Consider the following 22,299-nt stretch of genomic DNA (forward strand, 5'->3'; position numbering starts at 1 on the left):
CCTAACCGTTACTATTCTATTGATTTTAACAGTAGTAAATGGGAATATATAGTCTATATTGGCCATTTTTTATATGCTATAATTAAAGTAGGAAGAGTTCAATTTTCAAAAAAAAAAACGGAAATTACCATACAGTAACCTGACTGTTCAAGCACACTTTTTCACAAACTATACATATATTTTTATCATTAATTACCTGTGAACCGAACTATTTAGTGATCTACTCTGCTCCTATTTTCTTGACAACATCAACAAATTAAAAGCTGTACTTGCTTAGTTAGAGAACTGTTTGTTTCTTCCTTTTCGACGATTTTGTTTTTATTGTATCAATATATATTATTAGTCCAGAAATCACCATAAACATCATGCCTATTGAAGTAAATATTGTAACTGTTGCTTCATATGTACTATTCATCAATGAAACCTTCAATATGATTAAAATAACCATTGGGATAGTAAAAGATCGATGTATTTTTCTTAAGTTTAAGATAAACTTTCTCATTTTCTTATTCTTCCTTTCATTTATTCTGATTGCTTACATTCTGATTTATACAACGGACAATTTCATTGATCTAAATCAAATTTTTTGAAAGAATTTTAAATGTAAATGCAGGGGTAAATAAGAAATTGGCTTATTTAAAACAAGTATATTTTAATCCCAAGTGTCAATAAAACCATTTTGTCGGCAATATAAATGTCCATGGTGTAGTGATAATGGCAATTGTAAGTGCAACCTTAAATCTCAAACGTTTCTCCTCAATAACGGATTTGAATGTAATTTTATAATTAAAAATAAAAATACAATAGGAGGCAACAAGCATTGAGATTAAAATGATAACTACAGCAATTGGATGGCTAAATGGGTCATAACTTATGGCTGTTGTTAATTCATAGGATAATCCTATTTCACCCCCAACCATCGCAACTAAAAATAAAATCAATGCACCGATAATATCTGCTAAAAAACCAAATAACCATACCTTCAAAATACTTTTCTTATAAAATGTCCAGAGGTTTTTATGAGTTCCTGAAAGTTTAAACATATAAAAACAAGCCATAGTGACAAATGAATCAATCAAAAAATTTCCGAAAAGAGTAATAAAAATGACTGGCGGAAAAAACAATAAAAACCAAATTGGAAAAATAACATTATATTGTTTTATATCCTTCATAGTTATTCACCTACCAATTCGTTTAATCGTTTTATCGCATCATCAAAATTAAATGTGCTATACCGTCGGTAATTTTCCTCATCTAAAATTCGATAATGATTGCTAATTACATTTTGATGCAAGCGAAAATTTCCTTTTTTAGAAATCTCTTTCCACCAAACTTTACCACCCATTGTTTTTTCTCTTTTTCCTTCGGTGCTGTTTAAACCAATTAATCTAATAAGTTCGACTGGATCATCACCCAACACCGTGTTTAGAACCTCACTATTGTTGAATAATGCACAAACAGCCACAATTGTCGTCCAGTTGGCAGTAGTTCTCCCTTTTTCGATTTGGACAAGTGTTTTTTTAGAAATCCCAACAATTTCAGCCATTTTATCCTGTGTGAAATCATACTCAGTACGGATGAGTTTTAATTTTTCGGAGATTACTACAATTGCAGTTTCGCGATCCATAATACACCTACTTTCACTTTTAGTGTAATTATACACTTTAGGTATCATTTTATAAGTTCTTAATGCTGTTTCCATGTTTTTCTGTTATATAATCGTAGGACTTATTCCTATCAATATGATATAATAGTGATATCATTTTAATACCATATTGATTCCAAAAGGAGGACTTTTCATGGTTGAGAAAAAAGCAGGTGCCATCAACGGTTTTATCGGAAGTCTTATTATCTTAGCAATTTTAGTAGCTGGGATTTTAGTTTTAATTAATTCTGGAGGAACCATTAGCTTATTGATACTAGGTAGTCTATTGGTGCTCATAGCCATTGTTCTATCGACTGGTATCGTCCTTGTCAAACCAAATGAAGCAAAGGTTGTGCTATTTTTTGGGAAGTATTTAGGAACTTTAAGAGAGAGTGGATTATGGTGGACGACTCCTCTAATAACATCGCAAAAAATCAGTATTAAGGTTTTTAATTTTAATAGTCCAAAATTAAAAGTAAATGATACGAATGGAAATCCGATTGAAATTGCAGCTGTTATTGTTTACAAAGTTTTAGATACTGCTAAAGCAGCTTTTGATGTAAATAGTTATAAAGAATTTGTGGAAACGCAAAGCGAATCTGCCCTTCGCCATATTGCCAGCCGTTATCCTTATGATACGGCAAATAACGATGTCGACTCTTTACGTGGAAATTCCGAAAAAGTAGCAAATGAACTATTGGAAGAAGTGCAGGAACGCTTAAAAGCGGCTGGCGTTGAAGTGCTTGAGGCTCGTTTTACTCATCTTGCCTATGCACCTGAAATCGCGTCAGCCATGCTGCAACGCCAACAGGCTGCAGCAATCATCGACGCTCGCGAAAAGATAGTTGAAGGTGCCATCGGCATGGTTCAGGCCGCAATTGCGAAATTAGAAAAGGATTTTGAGTTGGATGAAGAACGCAAAGCTGTCATGGCTAATAACTTGATGGTCGCCATCGTTTCTGACCGCGGTGCCCAGCCAATTATCAATACTGGCTCCCTATATAATTAATGGGGCTAATTATCATGGCTAAGAAAAAACAATTCCCACTTCGAATAGATCCTAAGCTATACGAGGTTCTTGAAAAGTGGGCTCAAGATGAGTTAAGAAGCGTCAATACCCATATCGAATACCTATTAAGAGAGGCGGCAAAAAAAGCGAAGAGGCTTAAAGATTCATAGGAATGAAAATAGCTACAGAGGATTTCAAATCCTCTGTAGCTATTTTATCGCATGATTTATTAAAAAGCTTAATCCGATTTTTCTTCGCTAAGGTCACACACATCATTTATTTTAAGAAACAAGTTCTGATTCCGATAGGAATAATCATCTGTTATTTCCGTACTAAACCAGTGCGGTATTTCAAAATGCTTTGCCTCTGCCTCAGAATCAAACTCTACCTTTACAATTATTAATCCTTCTAATTTGCCGAAATACTTAAAGATTGTTAAATGGTGCCCACAGTAATCATAAAATAAGCGCTTCTTGATGATTGGTTTAAACTCATAGATTAGCTGCTTATAAGTATGTTCCTCGATTTCAACTTCTGTTTTGATGCGGGACATTCCTTGTCCCTTCTTAATGGTAAGAAAATAAGAAAGTGTGTGGGGTTCGGAGCTATAATCCTCAATTCTTCTAATCCTTACCTCTTCATCATCTCCAAAAGCAATATAAAACTGTTCAACTAAATCAATAGCAACTACATCTAACCGCTCTAACAGATAATCATTCTCGACTAAAAACTTTCTGTCTATTTTCTTTCCGGGCTCCAATTTTAATCACCTCTATTTTTTTATAAACCTAATCTAATTACTATTTACTCTAAGTCTATTAAGAACATAACTTCATGATGCTAATAATTTGTCCACTTGGATGAATTATTTTTTGTTTTATATGCAGCCATTTCAATTTTTAGCGCTTAAATTACTAATTTCCCCATTTGACGTATGATAAAATGAAGGAACGAAGAAAACAAGAATCGGGGGAAGCTTCTTGAAGGAAAAAATATTTTGGATTTGTATGGTAATTGTTGTTTTTAGTTGGGTGGGCAATTATTTGTATTTTCAATCGAAACAGCTTGAACACCCCATTTTTTTGGACCACTATTATGAAACTTATTTGCAGGATGAAACATATATAACATTCTATTATTTAAGCAATAAGATGGACCAATCTCAGGTAAGCTATGCTTTACTTGATGGGATTGAGGCCTACCCTGCTTCAGACGGAGATTTTTGGAATTGGACAGCAAATAAACCAAGGTTTGCGCAGGAGTTTTCCCATCAGTATTTAAAATCAGTGAGATTGAAGTTGCCTAAATTCAATCTACCGATCGAGGAAGGATCGGACGATATATGGTCGTTCGAGGAAATAACGGTTGCTTTTTCAGACCGACAAACCGTTACGGCCAACGTAGGAAAAATTAATACTTGTCTTTTATATTTTCCAGCTCATTATGGCGATTGTTCAGCAACATGACGATGAAAGCTTAATTAGACGTTCATCGAGGACATTTCACGGCTACATCATTGTGATGCTACTTACGATGATTGCAAATTCCTTTACAATCAATTTTTCAACGCAGCAATTCATCGGAATAGCAATTATTTCCGCTATCTTAGGTTTTATTATAGAAATCGTATTTCTAATCCTATTGAGGGCGATACGCAAAACAATCGCTTAATAAGTTTACTTTAGCCTTCTTTACAAAAAGTTAATGCTTAATTTACCTTTTGTTAACAATTGACAATTAAAATAGAAATATACACTAATTCATTTAAAGAAGGTGCAACAATTGAATAGACAGTTATATCCAAGAGTTTGGATTAATAGCTTTTACTCCTATTTAAAATATTTAAACAATAGACAAAAAAAGGAGATTTTACATTATAGGCGATTTATGGAATTTAAAAAAATAATGGAAAGTAAATCATTAGCTACATTTTTTCAGCCCATTTTAGAATTAGAATCTGGCGAGACATTAGGCTACGAAGTATTAAACCGTCCTGCTCGTTCCAGACTATTTCCGAATACTGAAGAATTTTATAATTTTGTTGGCCAAACAGAGCAAGTATTTTCATTCGAGTGTTTTTGTAGAAATTTATCGCTCTCACGTTTTATTGCTAAGACAAAAGAAAATACTCTCAAGAATAACCTCTTGATTTTTATAAATATTCACCCTAACGTATTATTAGATTCAAACTACCATAGTGGCGAAACACTCCAACTTTTACAAGAGCTAGGTATAAAACCTAGTCAGGTTGTTTTTGAGCTAACAGAAAAAAGTGCAGTAACAGACTTTACATTATTTGAAAAAGTTCTCTCAAATTACCGTTCACAAGGATTTCGAATTGCAATTGATGATGTAGGTTCAGGGTACAATAGCCTCAAAACGTTAGTTTATTTGAAACCAGAATTTATCAAGCTTGACCAATCACTTATTAAAAATATAGACCAAAATATTGAGCAACAGCAATTGGTTGCTTTAATAATTGAATATGCAAATCAATCTTCTACAAAAATTATCGCTGAAGGCATAGAAACAGTAGGTGAACTAAGATTTATATATGAAAAAGGCGTACATTACGGGCAAGGCTATGCGCTAGGGAAACCACAGGAGGATATTCGACCAGGGGTAATGCGGATTTAATCATATCAAGACCTCACCGTAACGTTTCACGGTCATGTTTGTTGTCTACCTCACAGTTTCTTGGCCGCATTCCATCATTTCACGGTCATGGTTCCTGCTTCCTCACCGTTTCTTGATTACATTCCATCGTTTTGCGGACAAATTCCTCGCAACCTCTCAGTTTCTTGCCACATTCCATCGGTTCACAGACGCGGGCAAGTTGATTCTCATTCTTTCGCTTGAACTCGGGTTTAAGCGACCGATGTTTTTGCGAAACCACATCAAACAACATAAGACAACCAAAAAAAAGAAATAGTAATTGAAAAAATTGCCGTTTCACCGTATATTGAATAGGTAATTCTTATAATAACATCAATTTCGCAAACAATAATATTCAGGCCGAATAATGGTCTTGAAATGGAGGATTTGATCATCGTGACGTTAGGGCCACGAGTCATTAAAACGGGCATTGCTGTGACGCTTGCGTTATATATTTGTTCAATCTTTAAGCTTGAATCAGCTGTGTTTGCCGGAGTAGCTGCCATTTTTACAATCCAGCCGTCGATTTACCGAACATGGAAACAGGTGTGGGACCAAGTACAGACGAATACATTGGGTGCTTTAATCGCCATTTGTGCTGTCTATTTTATTGGGAACGATCCGATTGCCATTGGTCTTGTTATGATTATCGTTATTTTAATAAGTTTGAAATTAAAGATGGCAGAAACGATTACCCTTACGTTAGTTACTGTGCTGGCGATTATGAGTGCACCGACAAATGAAGATTTAAGCTTTGCTTTGCATCGCTTTGAGATTATTTTAATTGGAATGACCTCGGCTTTATTAGTAAATATTCTCATTTATCCACCAAATTACAAAAAAAATTACGTGGACAAAGTTCATGCAGTGTTTGAAAATATGTCGCTCTTGATGAGCACATCAATATCGAATGAAATGACCGAAAAATCACATCAGAAGCAAATGAAGGAATTGGAGAATGATATTTTAAAATTAGAAGAACAATACAGGCTATTTGATGAAGAGCGCGAGAAAATGGCAAAAATAAATAATATGAATTTACGGGAAATTGTTGTTTTCAAACAAATGTTAAAATCGCTCCAGCAAGGGTTTATTGTGCTAGAAAATATAGACGAGTTTTATTTTCAATGTAAGCGAAACTCGGAAGAAAATCATTTATTTGATCAACAAATCGAACAATTACTAAAGTATCATAAGCTATTTTTATTAAAGTATGATGGCATCATTAAAAATGATGAACCACAACTTGATGAGGATATTATGACACGTACAATCTCTTTTTTAGAAAAAGTCTTAGATTCCCACAACGAAGACCGCGAAAAAAAAATCAATCTTACTGTAATCAGTTCGTCCATTTATAAATATGCCTATCAAATTGAACGGTTAAACAGGCTTATTGAACAGTACAACAAAAAAGTACAATAAAAATATTTCGTCAACCGATTATTGTTCCCTAAAGTGATTGTTTCTATCCAATCAAACTCAAGACCATAATCGGTTGACGAAAACTTTTAAAAGTGTATAAACGGATTTTTCCACTCCATCAACACACCATAATGATGTGATTCCTTATCATCCAAGTAGTTTTCAACAATCGCCAGTGGCTTCCTTCCACATCGTAATAAGAACGTAATAACTGGATCCTTTAATTTCCCCTCCACGACGGCTCGGATGTATTCCTCAGCAGATAGCTGCCCTGCTACTTGTTGATAGCCTGGCATCCGCCCTCCGCCAAGAAGCCGCTCTAAGCCTTGCTGAATGACAACATGGTACATCGCCTGCATCATCAATTTGCCTAGACCATATTTGCGAAAGCTTGGCCTGACAGCAATATCGACAATATAAAGCGTATTTCCATTAGGATTATGACTACGAATATAGCCATTATCGGTGATTTCTTCCCATGTGTGCTTTGGACTTTTTTCATCGAAATTGACGATTAAGCTGGTCATCGAACCTGCCATCTTACCATCAACCTCGATACACAATGCACCGTCCGAAAACAATGTAACATGATTGGTGAGTTGCTCCTTATCCCACCACAATTCAGACGGAAAAGGAGGTGGAAAACATTCAGACTGGATTTGAATCAGTTCATCAAAATCCTCCCGTGTGTAATTACGGATGACGACTGGAAATGACTTGCCATCATGAAAAAGAAAAAATTCACTTCGATACATTAGCACCTCACCCTTCTACATGTTTTCCCTTAATGCCAGCATATCAAGCAAACGCTTCGGCGCACACAAACACATCCACTTTCTATATAGTTTCCCAATCAACATATAAATCGGTACGACGGTCTCGCCAAGTCGTTACCGAGCCTTTTTCACGTACCTCATAAAGCAAACGTAAATCTAGGTCTGCTGTCACGATCATGTCCTGATTAATTTCCCCTTCTACTAAAAGTCCCTTTGGTGGAAACGGAATATCATTAGGTGTGATTACAGCTGCCTGCCCGAAGTTAGCTCGCATAAAATCTACTGTTGGTAACGAACCGACTGTCCCTGTGACGACAACATATACTTGATTTTCAATGGCACGGGCATGGCTTGTATAGCGAACTCGGTGAAATCCATGACGATCATCTGTACATGATGGGCAAAAAATAACATCGGCTCCCTTTGCTTTTGCGATTCTAACAATTTCCGGAAACTCAATATCATAGCATGTGAGAATCGCAATCTTGCCCTTATCTGTATCAAATATTTTAAATGAATCGCCTGCAGACATATTCCATTCTTGGATCTCTGTCGGTGTAATATGAAGTTTAGCCTGTTCTTCCACTCTTCCATCTGGGTAAAAAAGATGAGCGACATTATAAAACAGATGATTTCTCTCAACAACATGTGTACCGCCGATAATATGCATTCCTGTTTCCTCAGCGAATTTTTTAAATAAACGAATATATTGCTCTGTAAAAGCAGGTAATTCATTTATTGTTAAGCCCACCCCTTGTTCATTTCCAATTGATAATAGCTGTGTTGTAAAAAATTCCGGAAATAGTACAAACTCTGAGCCAAACTCCTGAGCCGTTTTTATATAATGTTCACATTGATTGGCAAACTCTTCGAAAGATTTTATCGTGTGCAGATGGTATTGAACGGCTGATACTCTAATTTTCAATATGTGATTCCCCCCAACATTATTTTTCTCATGCTTCTTATGGATAATATATATTAAAATTTATCGGAAATAAAGATTATAAGAATCTATAGGGGGATTACTTGCAAAAGGTCGTTTCGTAAGAGAGAACGGACACAGAATCTGTGTCCGTAAAAATTTTGTTTATCTATTATTGGTAGATGCTACTACCTGATTCCCTGAACTGCTCAGCTTTTTCCTGCATTCCTTTTTCAATCGCTTCCGCTGTTTCAAGATTATGTTCTGCTGCATAATTTCTAATATCATGAGAAATTCTCATACTGCAAAATTTCGGACCGCACATTGAACAAAAATGAGATGTTTTTGCTCCTTCTGCTGGCAGTGTTTCATCATGATATTCGACAGCCCGTTCTGGGTCAAGCGATAAATTAAATTGATCCTGCCAGCGGAATTCAAAGCGCGCTTTTGATAAAGCATTATCGCGAATTTGCGCTCCCGGATGACCTTTCGCTAAATCGGCGGCATGAGCGGCAATTTTATAAGTAATAACACCGGTGCGAACATCCTCTTTATTTGGCAAACCCAGATGTTCTTTTGGTGTCACATAACAAAGCATCGCCGTGCCATACCAACCAATCATCGCCGCACCAATAGCAGACGTAATATGGTCATAGCCTGGCGCAATATCCGTTGTTAACGGCCCAAGTGTGTAGAATGGTGCCTCATCACAAAGTTCTAGTTGTTTATCCATATTTTCTTTAATAAGATGCATTGGAACATGGCCTGGTCCCTCAATCATAACTTGAACATCATGTTTCCAAGCTATTTTTGTAAGTTCTCCTAATGTCTCTAATTCAGCAAATTGCGCTTCATCGTTGGCATCGGCTATAGAGCCTGGACGGAGACCATCCCCTAGTGAAAAGGCGACATCATACGCTTTCATAATTTCACAGATTTCTTCAAAATGCGTATATAAGAAGTTTTCCTGATGGTGAAATAGACACCATTGCGCCATAATCGAGCCGCCACGAGAAACTATGCCAGTTACACGCTTAGCTGTTAACGGAATATATCGTAATAAAACACCGGCATGAATCGTGAAGTAATCTACACCTTGCTCAGCTTGTTCAATTAATGTATCGCGGTAAACTTCCCACGTTAGATCCTCAGCAATGCCATTCACTTTTTCTAAAGCCTGATAAATCGGTACTGTCCCAACTGGTACAGTTGAGTTGCGGATAATCCATTCTCTAGTTGTATGAATGTTTTTACCTGTTGAAAGGTCCATGATTGTATCTGCACCCCAGCGTGTCGCCCACGTCATTTTCTCCACTTCTTCTTCAATCGAAGACGTAACAGCTGAATTGCCAATATTAGCATTTATTTTAACGTGGAAATTACGGCCGATAATCATTGGCTCAATTTCTGGATGATTAATATTAGCTGGAATAATCGCCCTTCCCTTTGCAACTTCATCACGGACAAATTCAGGCTTCACGTTTTCCCGTATAGCGATAAACTCCATTTCCGGTGTGATGATTCCTTTTTTTGCATAATGGAGCTGAGTAACATTTTTCCCTTTTTGCGCTCGCATCGGCTTACGTTTTAAATTAGGAAACACAGCTTCGTTAGCACGAGGATCATTTTCATCACGATAGCCATTATCTTCAGGTTTTATTTCCCGTCCTTCGTATTGTTCAATATCGCCTCTTTCATGAATCCAAGCGTTTCTAAGGGCAGGCAGTCCTTTCGACAGATCAACTTTATACGCGGGGTCAGTATACGGACCACTTGTATCATACACTCTTACTGGTGAATTTTCTTGAACACCAAAATTACCAGTTGTTGGACTTAAGGCTATTTCCCGCATCGGTACCTTTATGTCAGGTCTTGAACCTGTTACATAAACTTTTTTACTTCCAGAAAAATTTGACATGATGGAAATGTTTTTTTCATTTAATGATGATGTTGACATCGAATAAATCTCTCCCTTTTTTTTATTAGTGGACGAGATCTAGACAAAATTAGCAGTAGGGGGCAGGATAAAATAGAAAAAAAGCCGAATCCAAATATGGATGGACCCGGCTTTATGTGTAGAATATGCAAGCAAAAAGAAGATGTTAACTTCCCTACGCTGGTATGATCCAGATCAGGTCCAAAGGGTCAAGAAACTTCAACGCGTTTCCTTCTCAGCCCAAGCTCATTGGACCCCCCTAGTTAGTGCTATTCAATTTGTTTTAAGTATACATGATATTCAGAAAGATTAAAAGTAAAAAGTACAATCTATGCCCATAGCACCCATCCTTTACTCAAATGTAAAGCTTTTTATAATTGTAGGAATGTCTTTAACCATTTCTTCATATCGTTTTAATTCATCGCCTTCTAGAACTTGATCCAGCGGGGTGTAATAAAGGTAAACATCACCGTTATGACGGGTGATTTCCTTTGCAGTGCCTGTTGGACCTTCCGCTTGCGCCTTTTTCCACTCCTCTTCCGAAATAGTAGTAATATTCTTTTTAAGGAAAAATCAAGTTTACCGAGAAAAATAATTTTTTTTGTAAAAAACAAAGATGAATAGGCCTGTCAGCACGATCGTAATAGCAATCACAAGGAAAAATGAATTGGACACATCTTGAAAAGGCAAAGGCACATTCATCCCAAAAATGCTAGCGATTAACGTTGGGACTGAAAAAATAATCGTAAGTGCGGCCAGCAATTTAAGCACGCGGTTTACATTGTTTTGAATTACATTCCCGTACGCATCCATCACGTTATTTAAATTCGTTTGGTTGATATCCGTTACTTCATAAGCTTGCGCCAACTCAATCAGAACATCATCTAAAACACTTGCATCGTCTTCATATAGTTCGATGTAGTTGCCATACAATATTTTTTGCATCGTAAATTTCATCTGTTTTAAAGATGTTACCATATAAATAAGACTTTCGTTCAAATATAGAAGCGTGTACATCTCGCGATTACGATAAGACTTAGCAAGTTCCTCTTCTGCCATTGTAATATCATGTTCAATCGTTGCTAAAAAACGAATATATGCGCGCGCTGTTACACTTAATATATTTAAAGTATTTCGCATTTTCATGTTCGATGCAGAAAAATTCACCTTGCCTGTAAAAAGGTTTTGCATTAAAGGAATTTCTTCACTGCAAATCGTAATCATATGATCTTCCGTATGAATGATGCCCATAGGTATCGTGCGATATTTCACATCATCGCATGAACTTACAACGTCTACTCGATCATATGGAACGTGAATCACAATCAAGACGGTTCCATCACGTTCTTCAATCCGAGATTGTTCCTCCTTATCAAGTGAATCAATTAAAAAATCCCTTGGAACAGCAAGAGCCGAAACCACATAGTCAATTTCTTCAGGTGTTGGTCGAACAAGATGGATCCAATTGTTTTGACCAATCGTAGCTGCACTTTCAATCTTACCATCAGAAGTACTGTTATATATATAAAGCATTTTGTCACACATCCTCTCTTACTATCTTACTGTATTGTCGCAAGATTATTAAAAACGTAAAAATTTAGTTTTATAGAATATATAGATAAGCCCTCCGCTAATGGCCGCCATTAACCCCATGGCAACGATAAACATGAATGGTTCCTCTTCATGAGGTATTGGAACGTTCATTGAGAAAATACTTGCAATTGTAGTCGGAATCAAAAGCACAATCGTAAGTGTTGTCAGTATTTTCAAAACGCTGTTTAAGTTATTATGGATAATGGCTGCATACGCATCCATTAAGCCACTTAAACTAAGATTACGCATCTCTGTCACTTCCGCTGCCTGTTCAAGGTCTACCAATGCGTTATGAAGCATTTGCTCATCTTCTTTATATAATTTCATCACTTGCCCTTTGGAAAGATGCAAAAAAACGTTTCTCATTGCACGTAAAGAAGTTGAAAAATAAACAAGGCTCTTATTAATATGAATCAAACCAAATAACTCTCGATTATTATGCGATTTTTTCAATTCTTGCTGTAGCCGACCCACTTGTACCGTAATGCGTTTGATAAAATTGAGATACGACTGAGCGACCGCCTCAAATAGAAGCAATGTAATCCTTGTTTTCATATGCGTTTGAACTAGACCGTGCTTGCCCGAAAATACATCATTGCACAATGGAATATCCTCTTTTGAAACAATGACCAAATTTCCTTCGGTATGGATAATCCCAATTGGTAATGTTCGATATGGAATTTCTTCATACACGCTTTCTTCATCCATAGCAATTGGAGCATTAAGGACGATAAGTAGTGATGATTCGTCTTTTTCAATCCGTGGTCGCTCATTAATATCTTGAGAATCACGGAAGAAATCTTCAGGTATGTTAAGCTTCTCGGAAACTTGAGAAATTTCTGCATCTGTTGGGTCAACAAGATATAGTATTGTATTATGTGCGATATCGGATACCTTTTGCACTTGGCCCGATGAATCGCTTTGATAAATTGTAAGCATCAGAACTCCTCACTTTCTTGCCTAAAATAGACGCATTTTGTAAAATATCCAGCCAGTCACTAAACTGAAAATGAGAGAGATGGACATCAGAATCGTAAGAGCATATTGTCCATCTTGCCATGGTAACGGAACATTCATCCCATAAATACTAGCTGTCACTAACGGGTACGCTGAGATGACCGCAAATGCCGTTAATACTTTCACAACAATGCTTAAGTTAATTTCAATCGCGCCCGAGTAGGCATCCATCATATTCCCTAAATTAGTGTTGTAAATTTCAGATGTATCAAGTGCTTGTTGCATTTCAATAAGTGTCGCTTGCATCAGCTTTTCATCTTCTTCGTTCATCTCAACACTTAGCACCCGAGGCAATTTTCGCATTACAACAAGCCCTACTTTAAGTGCTTTTGTGAAATAAACAAGGCTCTTATTTATATGGATTAAAGTATATACTTCACTATTTTTAATCGACTTTTGTATTTTTTTTTCTGTAGCAATGATTTTTTGATTAATATCATCAAGATAATGTAAATAATACCGCGCTATGACAAGCAATAACTGCAAAGAAAGACGTGTTTTCATATTCGTAAAAACAAGCTTTACAAGATTTTCGCTAAATTCTTGTAAAATAGGATGATTAACACGGCAAACAGATAGAATAATATCGTTTGTTTGTATGATACCGATGGGAACTGTACGATATGGTACAACTTCACCCTTAGCCATTTTTAACGGTACATTGATGATGATTAACAAATTGTTGCCATCTTTTTCAATACGAGAGGGTTCGTCCGTATCAAGGGAATCGCGGATAAAGTCGACTGGCACCTCAAGACGACTGGCAACGTGATGTATCTCCTCTTCCGATGGTTCAGTAAGACATACCCAGCTTCCGTAAACAGTATCTGACTGTTCTTGAAGCAGGCCTTTTTCGTCGCTTTTATAAATTTTAAGCATTGAGACATCCTCCTTATCTGTTGGATTGAAACAGATTTAAGTTTTTCACTACTATCACCTTCCGTCATACTGGGACTCTCTATCACGATCCCCTCCCTTCAAAATAAAATACCCCCTAGGAGACCTAGAGGGTTTATATAAACGCACAAAAAAAACATTTCACGCCTCCCCCTAGTCCAGTTTTGGCACTATACACCGTAAAGAACAAATGTTCTTAGCCACATTATGAAAAGCCTTAATCCGGCAATCCCTGTTCTACCCATGGGCATCTTTCGATATTTCTGGGCAGTGGCCTATGTTTGTATAGGAGCCTCACCTAACGAGGAACTATTTAATTTCCATGTAATCTTAAATCTGCTTTTTATATTTGTCAAGCCTAGAGACTAATTTCATCTCAAAAGTTTTTGAAAGTTTCCAATAGATATCCATCTAAGAACCTTCATTGGATAAGGAGCATTGACTTTTGGAAAGCTAAAGGGAGTAACATTTATTTTGTCTAGAAGTAATAGAAAGGAGAAAACATCATGAAAAAACAGCAGCAAAATAAACAGCAAATACAATCTCAAAGCTACGAACAACAACAATTGCTACAGCAAGCAGAGCAGCAGATGGAAAATCAAGCAATGATGGAACAACAATTTCAAGCCCAAAAGCAGCAAGCATTACAAACGATGCAACAAGCATCAACGACAATCCAACAAAATACATCAATGATGAACACGCAAGTGATGCAGCAGGCAGGACAACAGCTTCAGCAAGCTATCCAACAGCTAAACCTTATGCAAGGAATTGCAATATCACAGGCACAAACAGCACAGCAGCAGCAATTAGAACAAATTCAACAGCAAATTGAACAAGCATCGCAAACGCTTAGTCTTGTTGAATCACTTAACCAAAGCAATAATAGCTTTAAAAAAGGATAAGATGTTTAGGGGCTCCAATTTGCCGATTTATCTGCTTTTGGATGCCCCCTTTTTTAGGCTGTTGTCCCATTCTCTGAATTTTGCAACACGGTTAAAATTGCTTCTTTTATTTCTTGGTAACCAGTACAACGGCATAGATTGGATTGCATCCATTCTTCAATCACATCATCACTAGCATTAGGATGCTTTTGGGCGAGCGCATAGGAGTTTATAATGAAGCCAGGGGTACAAAAACCACATTGAATCGCCCAATTTTCAACAAATGCCTTTTGTATGTAGAAAGTAGGGAGACCCTCAATTGTCATGATTGGTTGATCAGTGGATTCTATTGAAAGGGACAAGCATGAATGGTGCGGCTCCCCATTTACTAATACGGTACAAGCCCCGCAGTCCCCATTTTCGCATGCCCGCTTTGCACCTGTTAAACCAAGTTGTTCCCGTAATGTCTGCAACAACGTATCAGCAGAGCGGACCATCACCTCATGTGTATCGCCATTTACATGCAATTTGATAACTGATTTAGAATTACCATTCGAAATCATGCTTGCGCAACCTCCAATACGTCTATCGCTTCACTTAAAGTATTTTTCAATACAAATTTACGGTATTCAGCAGATGCCAATTGGTCATTTATGATAGCAGTTGGCAAAAGAGATACCGCCTTATCCACCCGTTCTGCCTTTTTCAGAGTGAAATCGTTTAAGGCCGTTTCTAATTCAGCCGACCTAAAAGGAAATTCACAAACACCGCTAATAGCGGCCCGTAAATTTCTATCCTTAACGATTGCAGCAACAGAAACAATCGGGTAGCCCACCTTGGACATTTTCGTCTTTTTTAGACTGACAAACGGCAGGTTGATATAAGTTTTATCAATTAGAATTTGCACAAGAAATTCACCTGTAGTTAATTTCAATTCCTCCTCATACACATCCGCTAGCGGGACAATCCTTTCTCCTTTTTCCCCCGCAATTTTTACCTTTGCGTCAACCAAAAGGAGGGCCAATACACTTTCCCGATAAATTAAGCGGCTCTTCATGTTTCCACCTATAGTAATCTTGTTCCTTGAAGTATGGTCAGCAATTTTTTTTACAGCCTGTCCTAAAAGGGGAAAAAAGTTTGACTCCGAAATTTTATTTAAAGAGACGGCCGCACCAACAACCAATTGCTCATCCTGAAATTCAAGTACATTGCATTCTGCAATACCTTTAACATCAATAACGGCATCTGCTGTTATTGTATTTAAACGAGAAAAAGTAATGAATTCCGTCCCGCCGCTATAAAAAATGACAATCTTTCCTTCATTTCTTACTTTATGAAAAATTTTCACTGCCTCTTGAATGGTGTCAGACCGATAATATTCAAAATCAAACGGAATCATACTAACTTCTCCTTCCACGTCTTCCAAATTAGCTCAGGTGTAAGTGGTAAATGGTTTAGTTCAACTTGTGCCGCCGCAGATAGGGCATTCGCAAGAGCACCCGGCATTCCAATCACCCCGTATTCGCCAATCCCACGGGCGCCAAATGGACCGTCTGCAGCTGGGGATTCAACAAAGTCGACAAGGTATTGTGTAGGCTGCTCACCAAACCGCATCATTTGATATGTTCTTAGCTGGGGATTTAGCACAATCCCTTTTTCATCAAAAACAAAAGCTTCCATACTAGCAAAGCTTAGTCCTAAATACATACCGCCTCGCATTTGCTGGGTTGCTGTTGCTGGATTAATAATTCGGCCGCCGTCAAGGACAGTAACAGCTTTTAAAATTTTATAAGTAAAATCTGTTGGGTCCCATTCGACTTCAACAGCTTGGGCTCCTACTGACCACCATGGACCTGGTTTTCCAAAACCGGTTTCTTTATCCATCGTAGTTAAGTGGCGCTGTATATATTTTCCACGCCCAACAACTTGACCTTCAACAGCATGACCATTTGGATATTTATATCCTAAAGCAATATCTTGGATTTTTATTCCATATTCGGGGCTTGGCTTTAGGTAAACACGTTCACCGCCAACCTCTAAATCCTCAGCTGAACATTGCAAAGCGATGGCAGCATTCCGTTTTAATTGTGAAATCGCATCATCACAAGCGGCCATTACCGCTCTTCCAGCTAAAAAAGTTGTGCTGCTGGCAACAGTCCGCCATTGGTGCGGGTCAGATTGAGTATTGACTTCCATTGTGACGTGGACCTTTTTGATATCCATTTTTAATCTTTCCGCCACCATTTGTGCTAAGATTGTTTTTGTCCCTTGGCCCAATTCAATAGCCGCACAATTTAAATTAACGCTCCCATCTGCATCAAACTTTAAAATTGCACCTGACTGCGCATTTGTTGCTGTCGTTGATGTTTTCCAAAATGTACTAAACCCCTTCGCTCTCACCATTCCATTTGCGATTTCGAGCCGCTTTCCTTCATCCCACCCAATTAACTCCTTGGCCCGTTCAATGCATTTTTCAACATCACCGATATTATTTGCATTTAGATTTGTCTGCGTTGGCGATGAAGCACCGGGTTTAATCACATTGATTTTCCTTAGGATAAGCGGGTCAATATTTAATTTTTCGGCAAGCTGCTCGATTGTCCGCTCGACCGCAAAGGTTAGTTCGGGATGGGCATAGCCACGGAAAGAGGTTGCGTATGGATGATTCGTATACATGCAGTAAGAGTCGCACCATACATTTGGCACATCATACGGGCCAGTGCAGTCAAGCGCCATCGCTCTCGTTATCCCGGCAGCTTGGTCTGTGTAAGCGCCAGAATCAATCAAATATGTATATTGCCCAGCAACAAGCTTCCCATCCTTTGTCGCCCCAAGGGCAATCGTTGCTTCAAGCCCAATATGACCGGGAGCTGTGAGTAAATCCTCTTCACGGCTATAATTTAATACCACCATTTTTCCGCCAATCGCTTTTGAAGCCAGATAAGCAAGCGGTTCCAACTGGACAGTTCCTTTTCCTCCAAATGCTCCACCAATCATCGGAACATGTACGATGATATTTCCAACATCAATATTAAAAAATTGATTTAATACCTTTTTGATTGTAAAAGGTGACTGTGTTGTCGAATGAACGATGACTTTACCAGCAGGATTAATTTCCACTCTTGCACAGCGCGGCTCCAATGCAGCATGATCAGAAAGATTGAAAGAGTATGTTTCTTTAATTTTTACCTCGCAATTTTCCCAAGAAGTTATAAAGTCACCTTTGCGAATTTTTATATGACTTCCTATATTCGTACCTTGAACTGGATAGACATTGCTAATGATTTTCATATATTGGCCTGAATTCGCGTGAACCAATGTCGATTTATTATGAAAGGCCTCTCGGACGGAGTTGATAACAGGAAATGGTTCATAGCTAACTCTTACAAGCCCAGCTGCTTTTTTAGCTTGGTATTCATGGTCGGCAACAACAATCGCTATCGGCTCACCGTAATAGCGAACCTTCTCATACGCAAGCGGTGGACGATCAGCTAGAATCGGGCCAATATGATAAGGAAACATTTTTCCTGTAACAATGGCGCGGACCCCAGGCACTTTCCATGCTTCCGTCACATCTATCGTTTTTATTTTGGCATGGGCATATGTACTTGTAACTAATTTTGCATGTGCTGAGCCTGGGGCATAGAAATCCCCAACATATTTTACTATACCCGCTGCTTTTTCAACGGCATCAATTCTTTGTTCAGGTTTTCCAACCGACATCCATGGATTTTCCTGCATATCACAAGCCTCCTAGAAAGGTTAGAAAAACACGAAATTTGCCATATTAGCGAATTTTGATGTTTTTCTTATACTGATATCCTATAAATAGCCTTCTTAATCAGTAGAACAATACTATCCAAACTAAAGTTTATTTTTTCCCTTTCTTGGATAATTTTATACAGGAGAGTCAAAAAGTAAAAAAGGCCAATAGTGGCCTGAAGCAATTAATTATTTTGATTTAGCGGCAAACAATTTCTCAATTTAGCAATTCCTTCCTTACAAACACCGTACATAAGCCATGAACAATCTTCACATAAATAGTCAAGGTCATCTGGATGAACGTTCCTTGCGACAAGGGAAACAAGTTCATTTTTGCGATAAATTCCGCCATTTTTAATACCGAGATGGCTGATTACCTTTTTATCTAAATTCATGACAAAGGCATCCGATTTTGGTGAATTACAGTAACCGTCCCCTTTATTCGGGCAGTAAAAGCAAGTTTCATCCAGGCCTGCAACCACTTCGATTGGATAATCAAGTGCAGAATTTCTTATCTCTTCCACCACTTGACTCATTTTTTCAACAAAAGCGGGACTGTAGCCCATTCCTTGAAAACCGTGCACACATAAAAGATGATGTCCACGTAGAATTCTTTTCTCCATTATTTCTCCCACACCTCTCCATCTTTTCATACAATTACTCATTTTTCTCTTTCATATTATTTAAAATTTCTTTTAATGTATAGTGAATATTATGTAAAGCGATTAACACAAATCCTAACATAAGAAATGTCACAACTTCTCTTGTAAACAATGAAATAATCCCAATCACAACAAAATAGAAAGTGTACATCCAGTTTCTCATTGTATTTTCCTTCCCTTGCTTAAAAAAGTACATGTCCAACTATTGCAATTATACCCGATTAAAGATTACCATATTCCTCAATGTAACTCGGTTGATGGAGTCAAAAAAGTTGCACACAAAAAAGAAAGTCCATTAGCTAATGTAATTGGACTTTCTTTTTTAACACAAAGTATTAGCAATCACTGAAAAATTCAAGTGAATTAGAATGTTAATGTGATATCGGCATCTTTTGCATATTCTAAAAATGTTACAGCACCACCCACTTCAATACCGTCAACAAAAGCCTCTTTGTCAAGACCCATAACATCCATTGTCATTTGACAACCAATGAACTGGACTCCCATTTCTTGCGCCATTCCAACTAATTCAGGAATTGCTGGAACATTTGCTTTTGCAAAACCTTCTGCAAAATGTTCTTTACCCGCTGGCATTGGCAGTTGTTTATTCGCTTCTTTGTGAATGAAGTTTAATCCTTCAAACGTAAAGAAAATAGCGACTTCCATTTCTGTTGCTGCTGCGGCAGTTGCAATATTAAATACTTTATATGCTTCAAATACTCCACCGTTACTTGCGATAATTGCGACTTTTTTACTCATTTTACACTCCTCCATTTTTTCTTGAAATTTTTTTATTTATTAATTCCCGTCGTTTTGCCAGTCCACTGACTCATACCTGGTATGACATTAAAGACTTTCGTAAAGCCATTTTTAGCCAACTCTCTAGCCGCAAGATCGCTGCGATTTCCAGCTCGACAAATAACGAAGATTTCGTCTTCTTTGTTCAGTTCATTGATTCGTTTTTCTAAACCACTTTCTTTGTTAAACTAACATTCTCATTATTTTCACTTTTCAATGGTAGCGTAATCGTAAAACATGTCCCTTTGCCAACTTCACTTTCAACATCTATAAAGCCATTCATTGATTCGATAATCCGATAGACAACCATCATACCAAGACCCGTGCCCTTCATGTCCTTTGTTGAAAAATAAGGCTCCCCTAACCTACATAGCTGAGTTGCATCCATTCCAATTCCAGTGTCTTTAATTTGGATTGTAATGAAACTATTATTAACAACTGAGGAAAGAATTGTTAACAAGCCACCATTTGGCATTGCTTCAATAGCATTTTTCATTAAATTTACAAGACATTGCTGAAGGCGGGAGCGTTCACCTTTAATTATACCATCCATTATTTTTGTATGAATCGTCACATTATTCATGTTTGCTAACGGAAGCATTACGTCAATGGAACATTTAAGCTCAGTCTTTGTATGGAGGAGTTCGATTTTGTCAGGTGAAGGTTTAGCAAATGTTAAATAATCTTGAATAATACCTGCCGCCCGGTCTATTTCATCGATCGCTATTCTAATGTAATCCCGGCAATTATCTGGTACATCCTGCTCACTCAAAAGCTGCATAAATCCCCTTGATGCTGTCAATGGATTGCGAACCTCGTGTGAAATACTTGAGGCAAGATGACTCGCAGCTTCTAACTTCTCATTGCGTATTAACTTTCTGTACACAAGTTCATTATGGCGAATATCCTCCACTATTTTAAGCGTTATCCACGGCCCGATTAAATAAGAGGCTATGTAAGCAATCCAAAATACATAGTTCATAGATGAATTTGGGTAAAATAGAACAATTAAAATAGTAACAACAAAAGCATTATATGTACTAAAAGCGACAGTAAAAAGCATTTTTTCAAATACAGACCAGGTTAGGAACCTTTTTCTAACTGCGAAAACCAATATGGCAACTGACGTTGCAATCAGAACTGTTAATAAAAATCCCACCATTCCCCCTAAGAAAAAACGGACCACAAGCATGACGATATATAGTCCAATTGTTATAGCCGGCCCACCATATAATCCACTAATGATAAATGGAATATATCGCAAATCAAAAAACAAACCGTCCTCGGCTTTTATTGAAAATTTCATACACAAAACGATACCAGCAGCTCCCAAAAGAAAGGTTGCCGCTTTTTTTGCTCGCTTTGACCAGTCCCTCTTCTCTGACCAATATTGGTATAAAAGCACTAAAAACAAAATGAAAAATAAATTTGTTGAAAGATCCTTAATAAACTCATACATTACCTAAACTGCCTCCTTTTAAGAGGTAGCATGATGAACAGCACTGAAGAAATTCTTAAGCTACATAACCTACAAAATACATCTAAAGAACTATCTTACATAGTATTAGACAAGTCTTTTAGGCCCTCTTCCTTACCTCAGCTATTTTCCTATTATATCCAAGATTATTCGACGTTTAACAGTAAATTCCTTGTCGAAATTAATTTTTTTGTAATAAATTATAAAAAATACCATAATATAAAAGTCATACAGTTATTTTTAAAAAATAAGTCATAAGAAACATTGACATAAAATTTTAAAAGAATTATAATAATTGTTGTAAACGCTTACATTTAGGGGTGGGGTGAATACTTATGATGTATAACAACAAAGTGGGGAAAGATTACTTCATCGAGATTCTTTTAAATGTCGGTTTATTTAAAATGCCTGATGGTCGTCAGTTATACGAAGCAACCGAAAAGGAGCTTAAAAGGGAACTTTGTTCAATCACAAATAATCAATATTCATTTTGTACCCTTTTTCAATGATGAATGGGCTTTCGTGGAAAAATTAATAAAAATTTTTTGGATAGTTTTAGACAGAAACAAAAGCCATCGTAAGTTGTCATTTTAGGCAACTTCGATGGCTTTTAAATTTTGCTAGATTGTTTTTTTCGTATTTACATTTGGAGAATAGCTTAATCCACCCATTCGGTCAGGAAGCTCAAGGATTGACTTGTTAAGTGCATCAAGCTTCAACTCAACGCGATGAAGCAAATAAAATGTAACAACAACCGGAAAGCCATAATCTTGAATGAATGGAAGCAGTTGTTCCAAGATGATATCCCCCCTTTTCATTTTAGATTTACGTCAATCTCATT

General features: G+C 37.2%; 24 protein-coding genes, 1 pseudogene and 1 riboswitch. Of the genes and pseudogenes, 7 read left to right on the forward strand and 18 right to left on the reverse strand.

What is annotated here, in order from left to right; all coding sequences use genetic code 11:
• Positions 1–665: 665 nt before the first annotated feature.
• Together GX497_09280 and GX497_09285 are read right to left on the reverse strand one after the other, a co-directional pair.
• Complete coding sequence (locus tag GX497_09280) at positions 666–1,172, reverse strand: hypothetical protein (GenBank protein HHY73404.1); 507 nt, start codon at positions 1,170–1,172, stop codon at positions 666–668.
• A 2-nt stretch (positions 1,173–1,174) separates the two neighbouring features.
• A complete protein-coding gene (locus tag GX497_09285) occupies positions 1,175–1,627 on the reverse strand; it encodes a helix-turn-helix domain-containing protein (GenBank protein HHY73405.1) in 453 nt (150 codons plus the stop codon).
• 172 nt (positions 1,628–1,799) lie between these two features.
• Between GX497_09285 and GX497_09290 the strand changes: the two genes are divergently transcribed.
• Together GX497_09290 and GX497_09295 are read left to right on the forward strand one after the other, a co-directional pair.
• Complete coding sequence (locus tag GX497_09290) at positions 1,800–2,654, forward strand: SPFH domain-containing protein (GenBank protein HHY73406.1); 855 nt, start codon at positions 1,800–1,802, stop codon at positions 2,652–2,654.
• 14 nt (positions 2,655–2,668) lie between these two features.
• Positions 2,669–2,824 (forward strand): toxin-antitoxin system HicB family antitoxin, encoded by a 156-nt coding sequence (locus GX497_09295; GenBank protein ID HHY73407.1) that lies wholly within the window; start codon positions 2,669–2,671, stop codon positions 2,822–2,824.
• Positions 2,825–2,892: 68 nt separating this feature from the next.
• On the opposite strand, the gene GX497_09300 is transcribed toward GX497_09295, so the two are convergent.
• Complete coding sequence (locus GX497_09300; GenBank protein ID HHY73408.1) at positions 2,893–3,414, reverse strand: adenylate cyclase; 522 nt, start codon at positions 3,412–3,414, stop codon at positions 2,893–2,895.
• A gap of 220 nt (positions 3,415–3,634) precedes the next feature.
• On the opposite strand from GX497_09300, the pseudogene GX497_09305 reads away from it, so the two are divergent.
• The 3 genes and pseudogenes from GX497_09305 (at position 3,635) to GX497_09315 (ending at position 6,734) form a co-directional block, all read left to right on the forward strand.
• A pseudogene (locus GX497_09305) lies at positions 3,635–4,069 on the forward strand (hypothetical protein).
• A gap of 472 nt (positions 4,070–4,541) precedes the next feature.
• Positions 4,542–5,291, forward strand: a complete 750-nt coding sequence (locus GX497_09310; protein HHY73409.1) for an EAL domain-containing protein — start codon at positions 4,542–4,544, stop codon at positions 5,289–5,291.
• Between the two features lie 414 nt (positions 5,292–5,705).
• Positions 5,706–6,734: an aromatic acid exporter family protein gene (locus tag GX497_09315; protein HHY73410.1), complete on the forward strand. Its 1,029-nt coding sequence runs from the start codon at positions 5,706–5,708 to the stop codon at positions 6,732–6,734.
• An 86-nt stretch (positions 6,735–6,820) separates the two neighbouring features.
• Here the strand turns inward: GX497_09315 and GX497_09320 are convergent, their stop codons facing one another.
• The 6 genes from GX497_09320 to GX497_09345 all read right to left on the reverse strand — a co-directional run bounded on the left by GX497_09320 (position 6,821) and on the right by GX497_09345 (position 13,857).
• Positions 6,821–7,489 carry a GNAT family N-acetyltransferase gene (locus GX497_09320; GenBank protein HHY73411.1) on the reverse strand — a complete coding sequence of 223 codons (669 nt, stop codon included), beginning with the start codon at positions 7,487–7,489 and terminating at the stop codon, positions 6,821–6,823.
• A gap of 82 nt (positions 7,490–7,571) precedes the next feature.
• Positions 7,572–8,435: a carbon-nitrogen hydrolase family protein gene (locus tag GX497_09325; GenBank protein HHY73412.1), complete on the reverse strand. Its 864-nt coding sequence runs from the start codon at positions 8,433–8,435 to the stop codon at positions 7,572–7,574.
• Between the two features lie 169 nt (positions 8,436–8,604).
• Positions 8,605–10,389 (reverse strand): phosphomethylpyrimidine synthase ThiC, encoded by a 1,785-nt coding sequence (gene thiC, locus GX497_09330; GenBank protein HHY73413.1) that lies wholly within the window; start codon positions 10,387–10,389, stop codon positions 8,605–8,607.
• Between the two features lie 134 nt (positions 10,390–10,523).
• Positions 10,524–10,639: riboswitch (TPP riboswitch) on the reverse strand.
• A gap of 308 nt (positions 10,640–10,947) precedes the next feature.
• Positions 10,948–11,901 carry a magnesium transporter CorA family protein gene (locus GX497_09335; protein ID HHY73414.1) on the reverse strand — a complete coding sequence of 318 codons (954 nt, stop codon included), beginning with the start codon at positions 11,899–11,901 and terminating at the stop codon, positions 10,948–10,950.
• Between the two features lie 48 nt (positions 11,902–11,949).
• Positions 11,950–12,900, reverse strand: a complete 951-nt coding sequence (locus tag GX497_09340; protein HHY73415.1) for a magnesium transporter CorA family protein — start codon at positions 12,898–12,900, stop codon at positions 11,950–11,952.
• A gap of 21 nt (positions 12,901–12,921) precedes the next feature.
• On the reverse strand, positions 12,922–13,857 hold the full coding sequence (locus GX497_09345; GenBank protein ID HHY73416.1) for a magnesium transporter CorA family protein: 936 nt from the start codon (positions 13,855–13,857) through the stop codon (positions 12,922–12,924).
• 524 nt (positions 13,858–14,381) lie between these two features.
• Here GX497_09345 and GX497_09350 point away from each other — a divergent pair.
• Entirely contained in the window at positions 14,382–14,780 is a 399-nt protein-coding gene (locus GX497_09350; protein ID HHY73417.1) for a hypothetical protein, read from the forward strand.
• A 53-nt stretch (positions 14,781–14,833) separates the two neighbouring features.
• On the opposite strand, the gene GX497_09355 is transcribed toward GX497_09350, so the two are convergent.
• The 8 genes from GX497_09355 to GX497_09390 form a co-directional block, all read right to left on the reverse strand.
• Positions 14,834–15,322, reverse strand: a complete 489-nt coding sequence (locus tag GX497_09355) for a (2Fe-2S)-binding protein (GenBank protein HHY73418.1) — start codon at positions 15,320–15,322, stop codon at positions 14,834–14,836.
• A complete protein-coding gene (locus GX497_09360; GenBank protein HHY73419.1) occupies positions 15,319–16,158 on the reverse strand; it encodes a xanthine dehydrogenase in 840 nt (279 codons plus the stop codon). The genes GX497_09355 and GX497_09360 overlap by 4 nt, the downstream gene beginning before the upstream one ends.
• Positions 16,155–18,500 carry a xanthine dehydrogenase family protein molybdopterin-binding subunit gene (locus GX497_09365; GenBank protein ID HHY73420.1) on the reverse strand — a complete coding sequence of 782 codons (2,346 nt, stop codon included), beginning with the start codon at positions 18,498–18,500 and terminating at the stop codon, positions 16,155–16,157. Before GX497_09365 ends, GX497_09360 begins: the two co-directional genes overlap by 4 nt.
• A gap of 206 nt (positions 18,501–18,706) precedes the next feature.
• A complete protein-coding gene (locus GX497_09370; protein HHY73421.1) occupies positions 18,707–19,144 on the reverse strand; it encodes a DUF1284 domain-containing protein in 438 nt (145 codons plus the stop codon).
• Positions 19,145–19,178: 34 nt separating this feature from the next.
• Positions 19,179–19,346 (reverse strand): hypothetical protein, encoded by a 168-nt coding sequence (locus tag GX497_09375; protein ID HHY73422.1) that lies wholly within the window; start codon positions 19,344–19,346, stop codon positions 19,179–19,181.
• 200 nt (positions 19,347–19,546) lie between these two features.
• Positions 19,547–19,942 carry a sulfur reduction protein DsrE gene (locus tag GX497_09380; protein HHY73423.1) on the reverse strand — a complete coding sequence of 132 codons (396 nt, stop codon included), beginning with the start codon at positions 19,940–19,942 and terminating at the stop codon, positions 19,547–19,549.
• 32 nt (positions 19,943–19,974) lie between these two features.
• Complete coding sequence (locus GX497_09385) at positions 19,975–20,139, reverse strand: rhodanese-like domain-containing protein (protein HHY73424.1); 165 nt, start codon at positions 20,137–20,139, stop codon at positions 19,975–19,977.
• Positions 20,140–20,147: 8 nt separating this feature from the next.
• Positions 20,148–21,440, reverse strand: a complete 1,293-nt coding sequence (locus GX497_09390; protein HHY73425.1) for a two-component sensor histidine kinase — start codon at positions 21,438–21,440, stop codon at positions 20,148–20,150.
• A gap of 371 nt (positions 21,441–21,811) precedes the next feature.
• On the opposite strand from GX497_09390, the gene fbpA reads away from it, so the two are divergent.
• Entirely contained in the window at positions 21,812–21,967 is a 156-nt protein-coding gene (gene fbpA, locus GX497_09395; protein ID HHY73426.1) for a Fur-regulated basic protein FbpA, read from the forward strand.
• 111 nt (positions 21,968–22,078) lie between these two features.
• Here fbpA and GX497_09400 read toward each other — a convergent pair whose 3' ends face one another.
• A complete protein-coding gene (locus tag GX497_09400; GenBank protein HHY73427.1) occupies positions 22,079–22,255 on the reverse strand; it encodes a YvrJ family protein in 177 nt (58 codons plus the stop codon).
• Positions 22,256–22,299 lie beyond the last annotated feature (44 nt).

The sequence above is a fragment of the Bacillus sp. (in: firmicutes) genome, from assembly GCA_012842745.1.
Lineage (GTDB): Bacteria > Bacillota > Bacilli > Bacillales > Bacillaceae_J > Schinkia.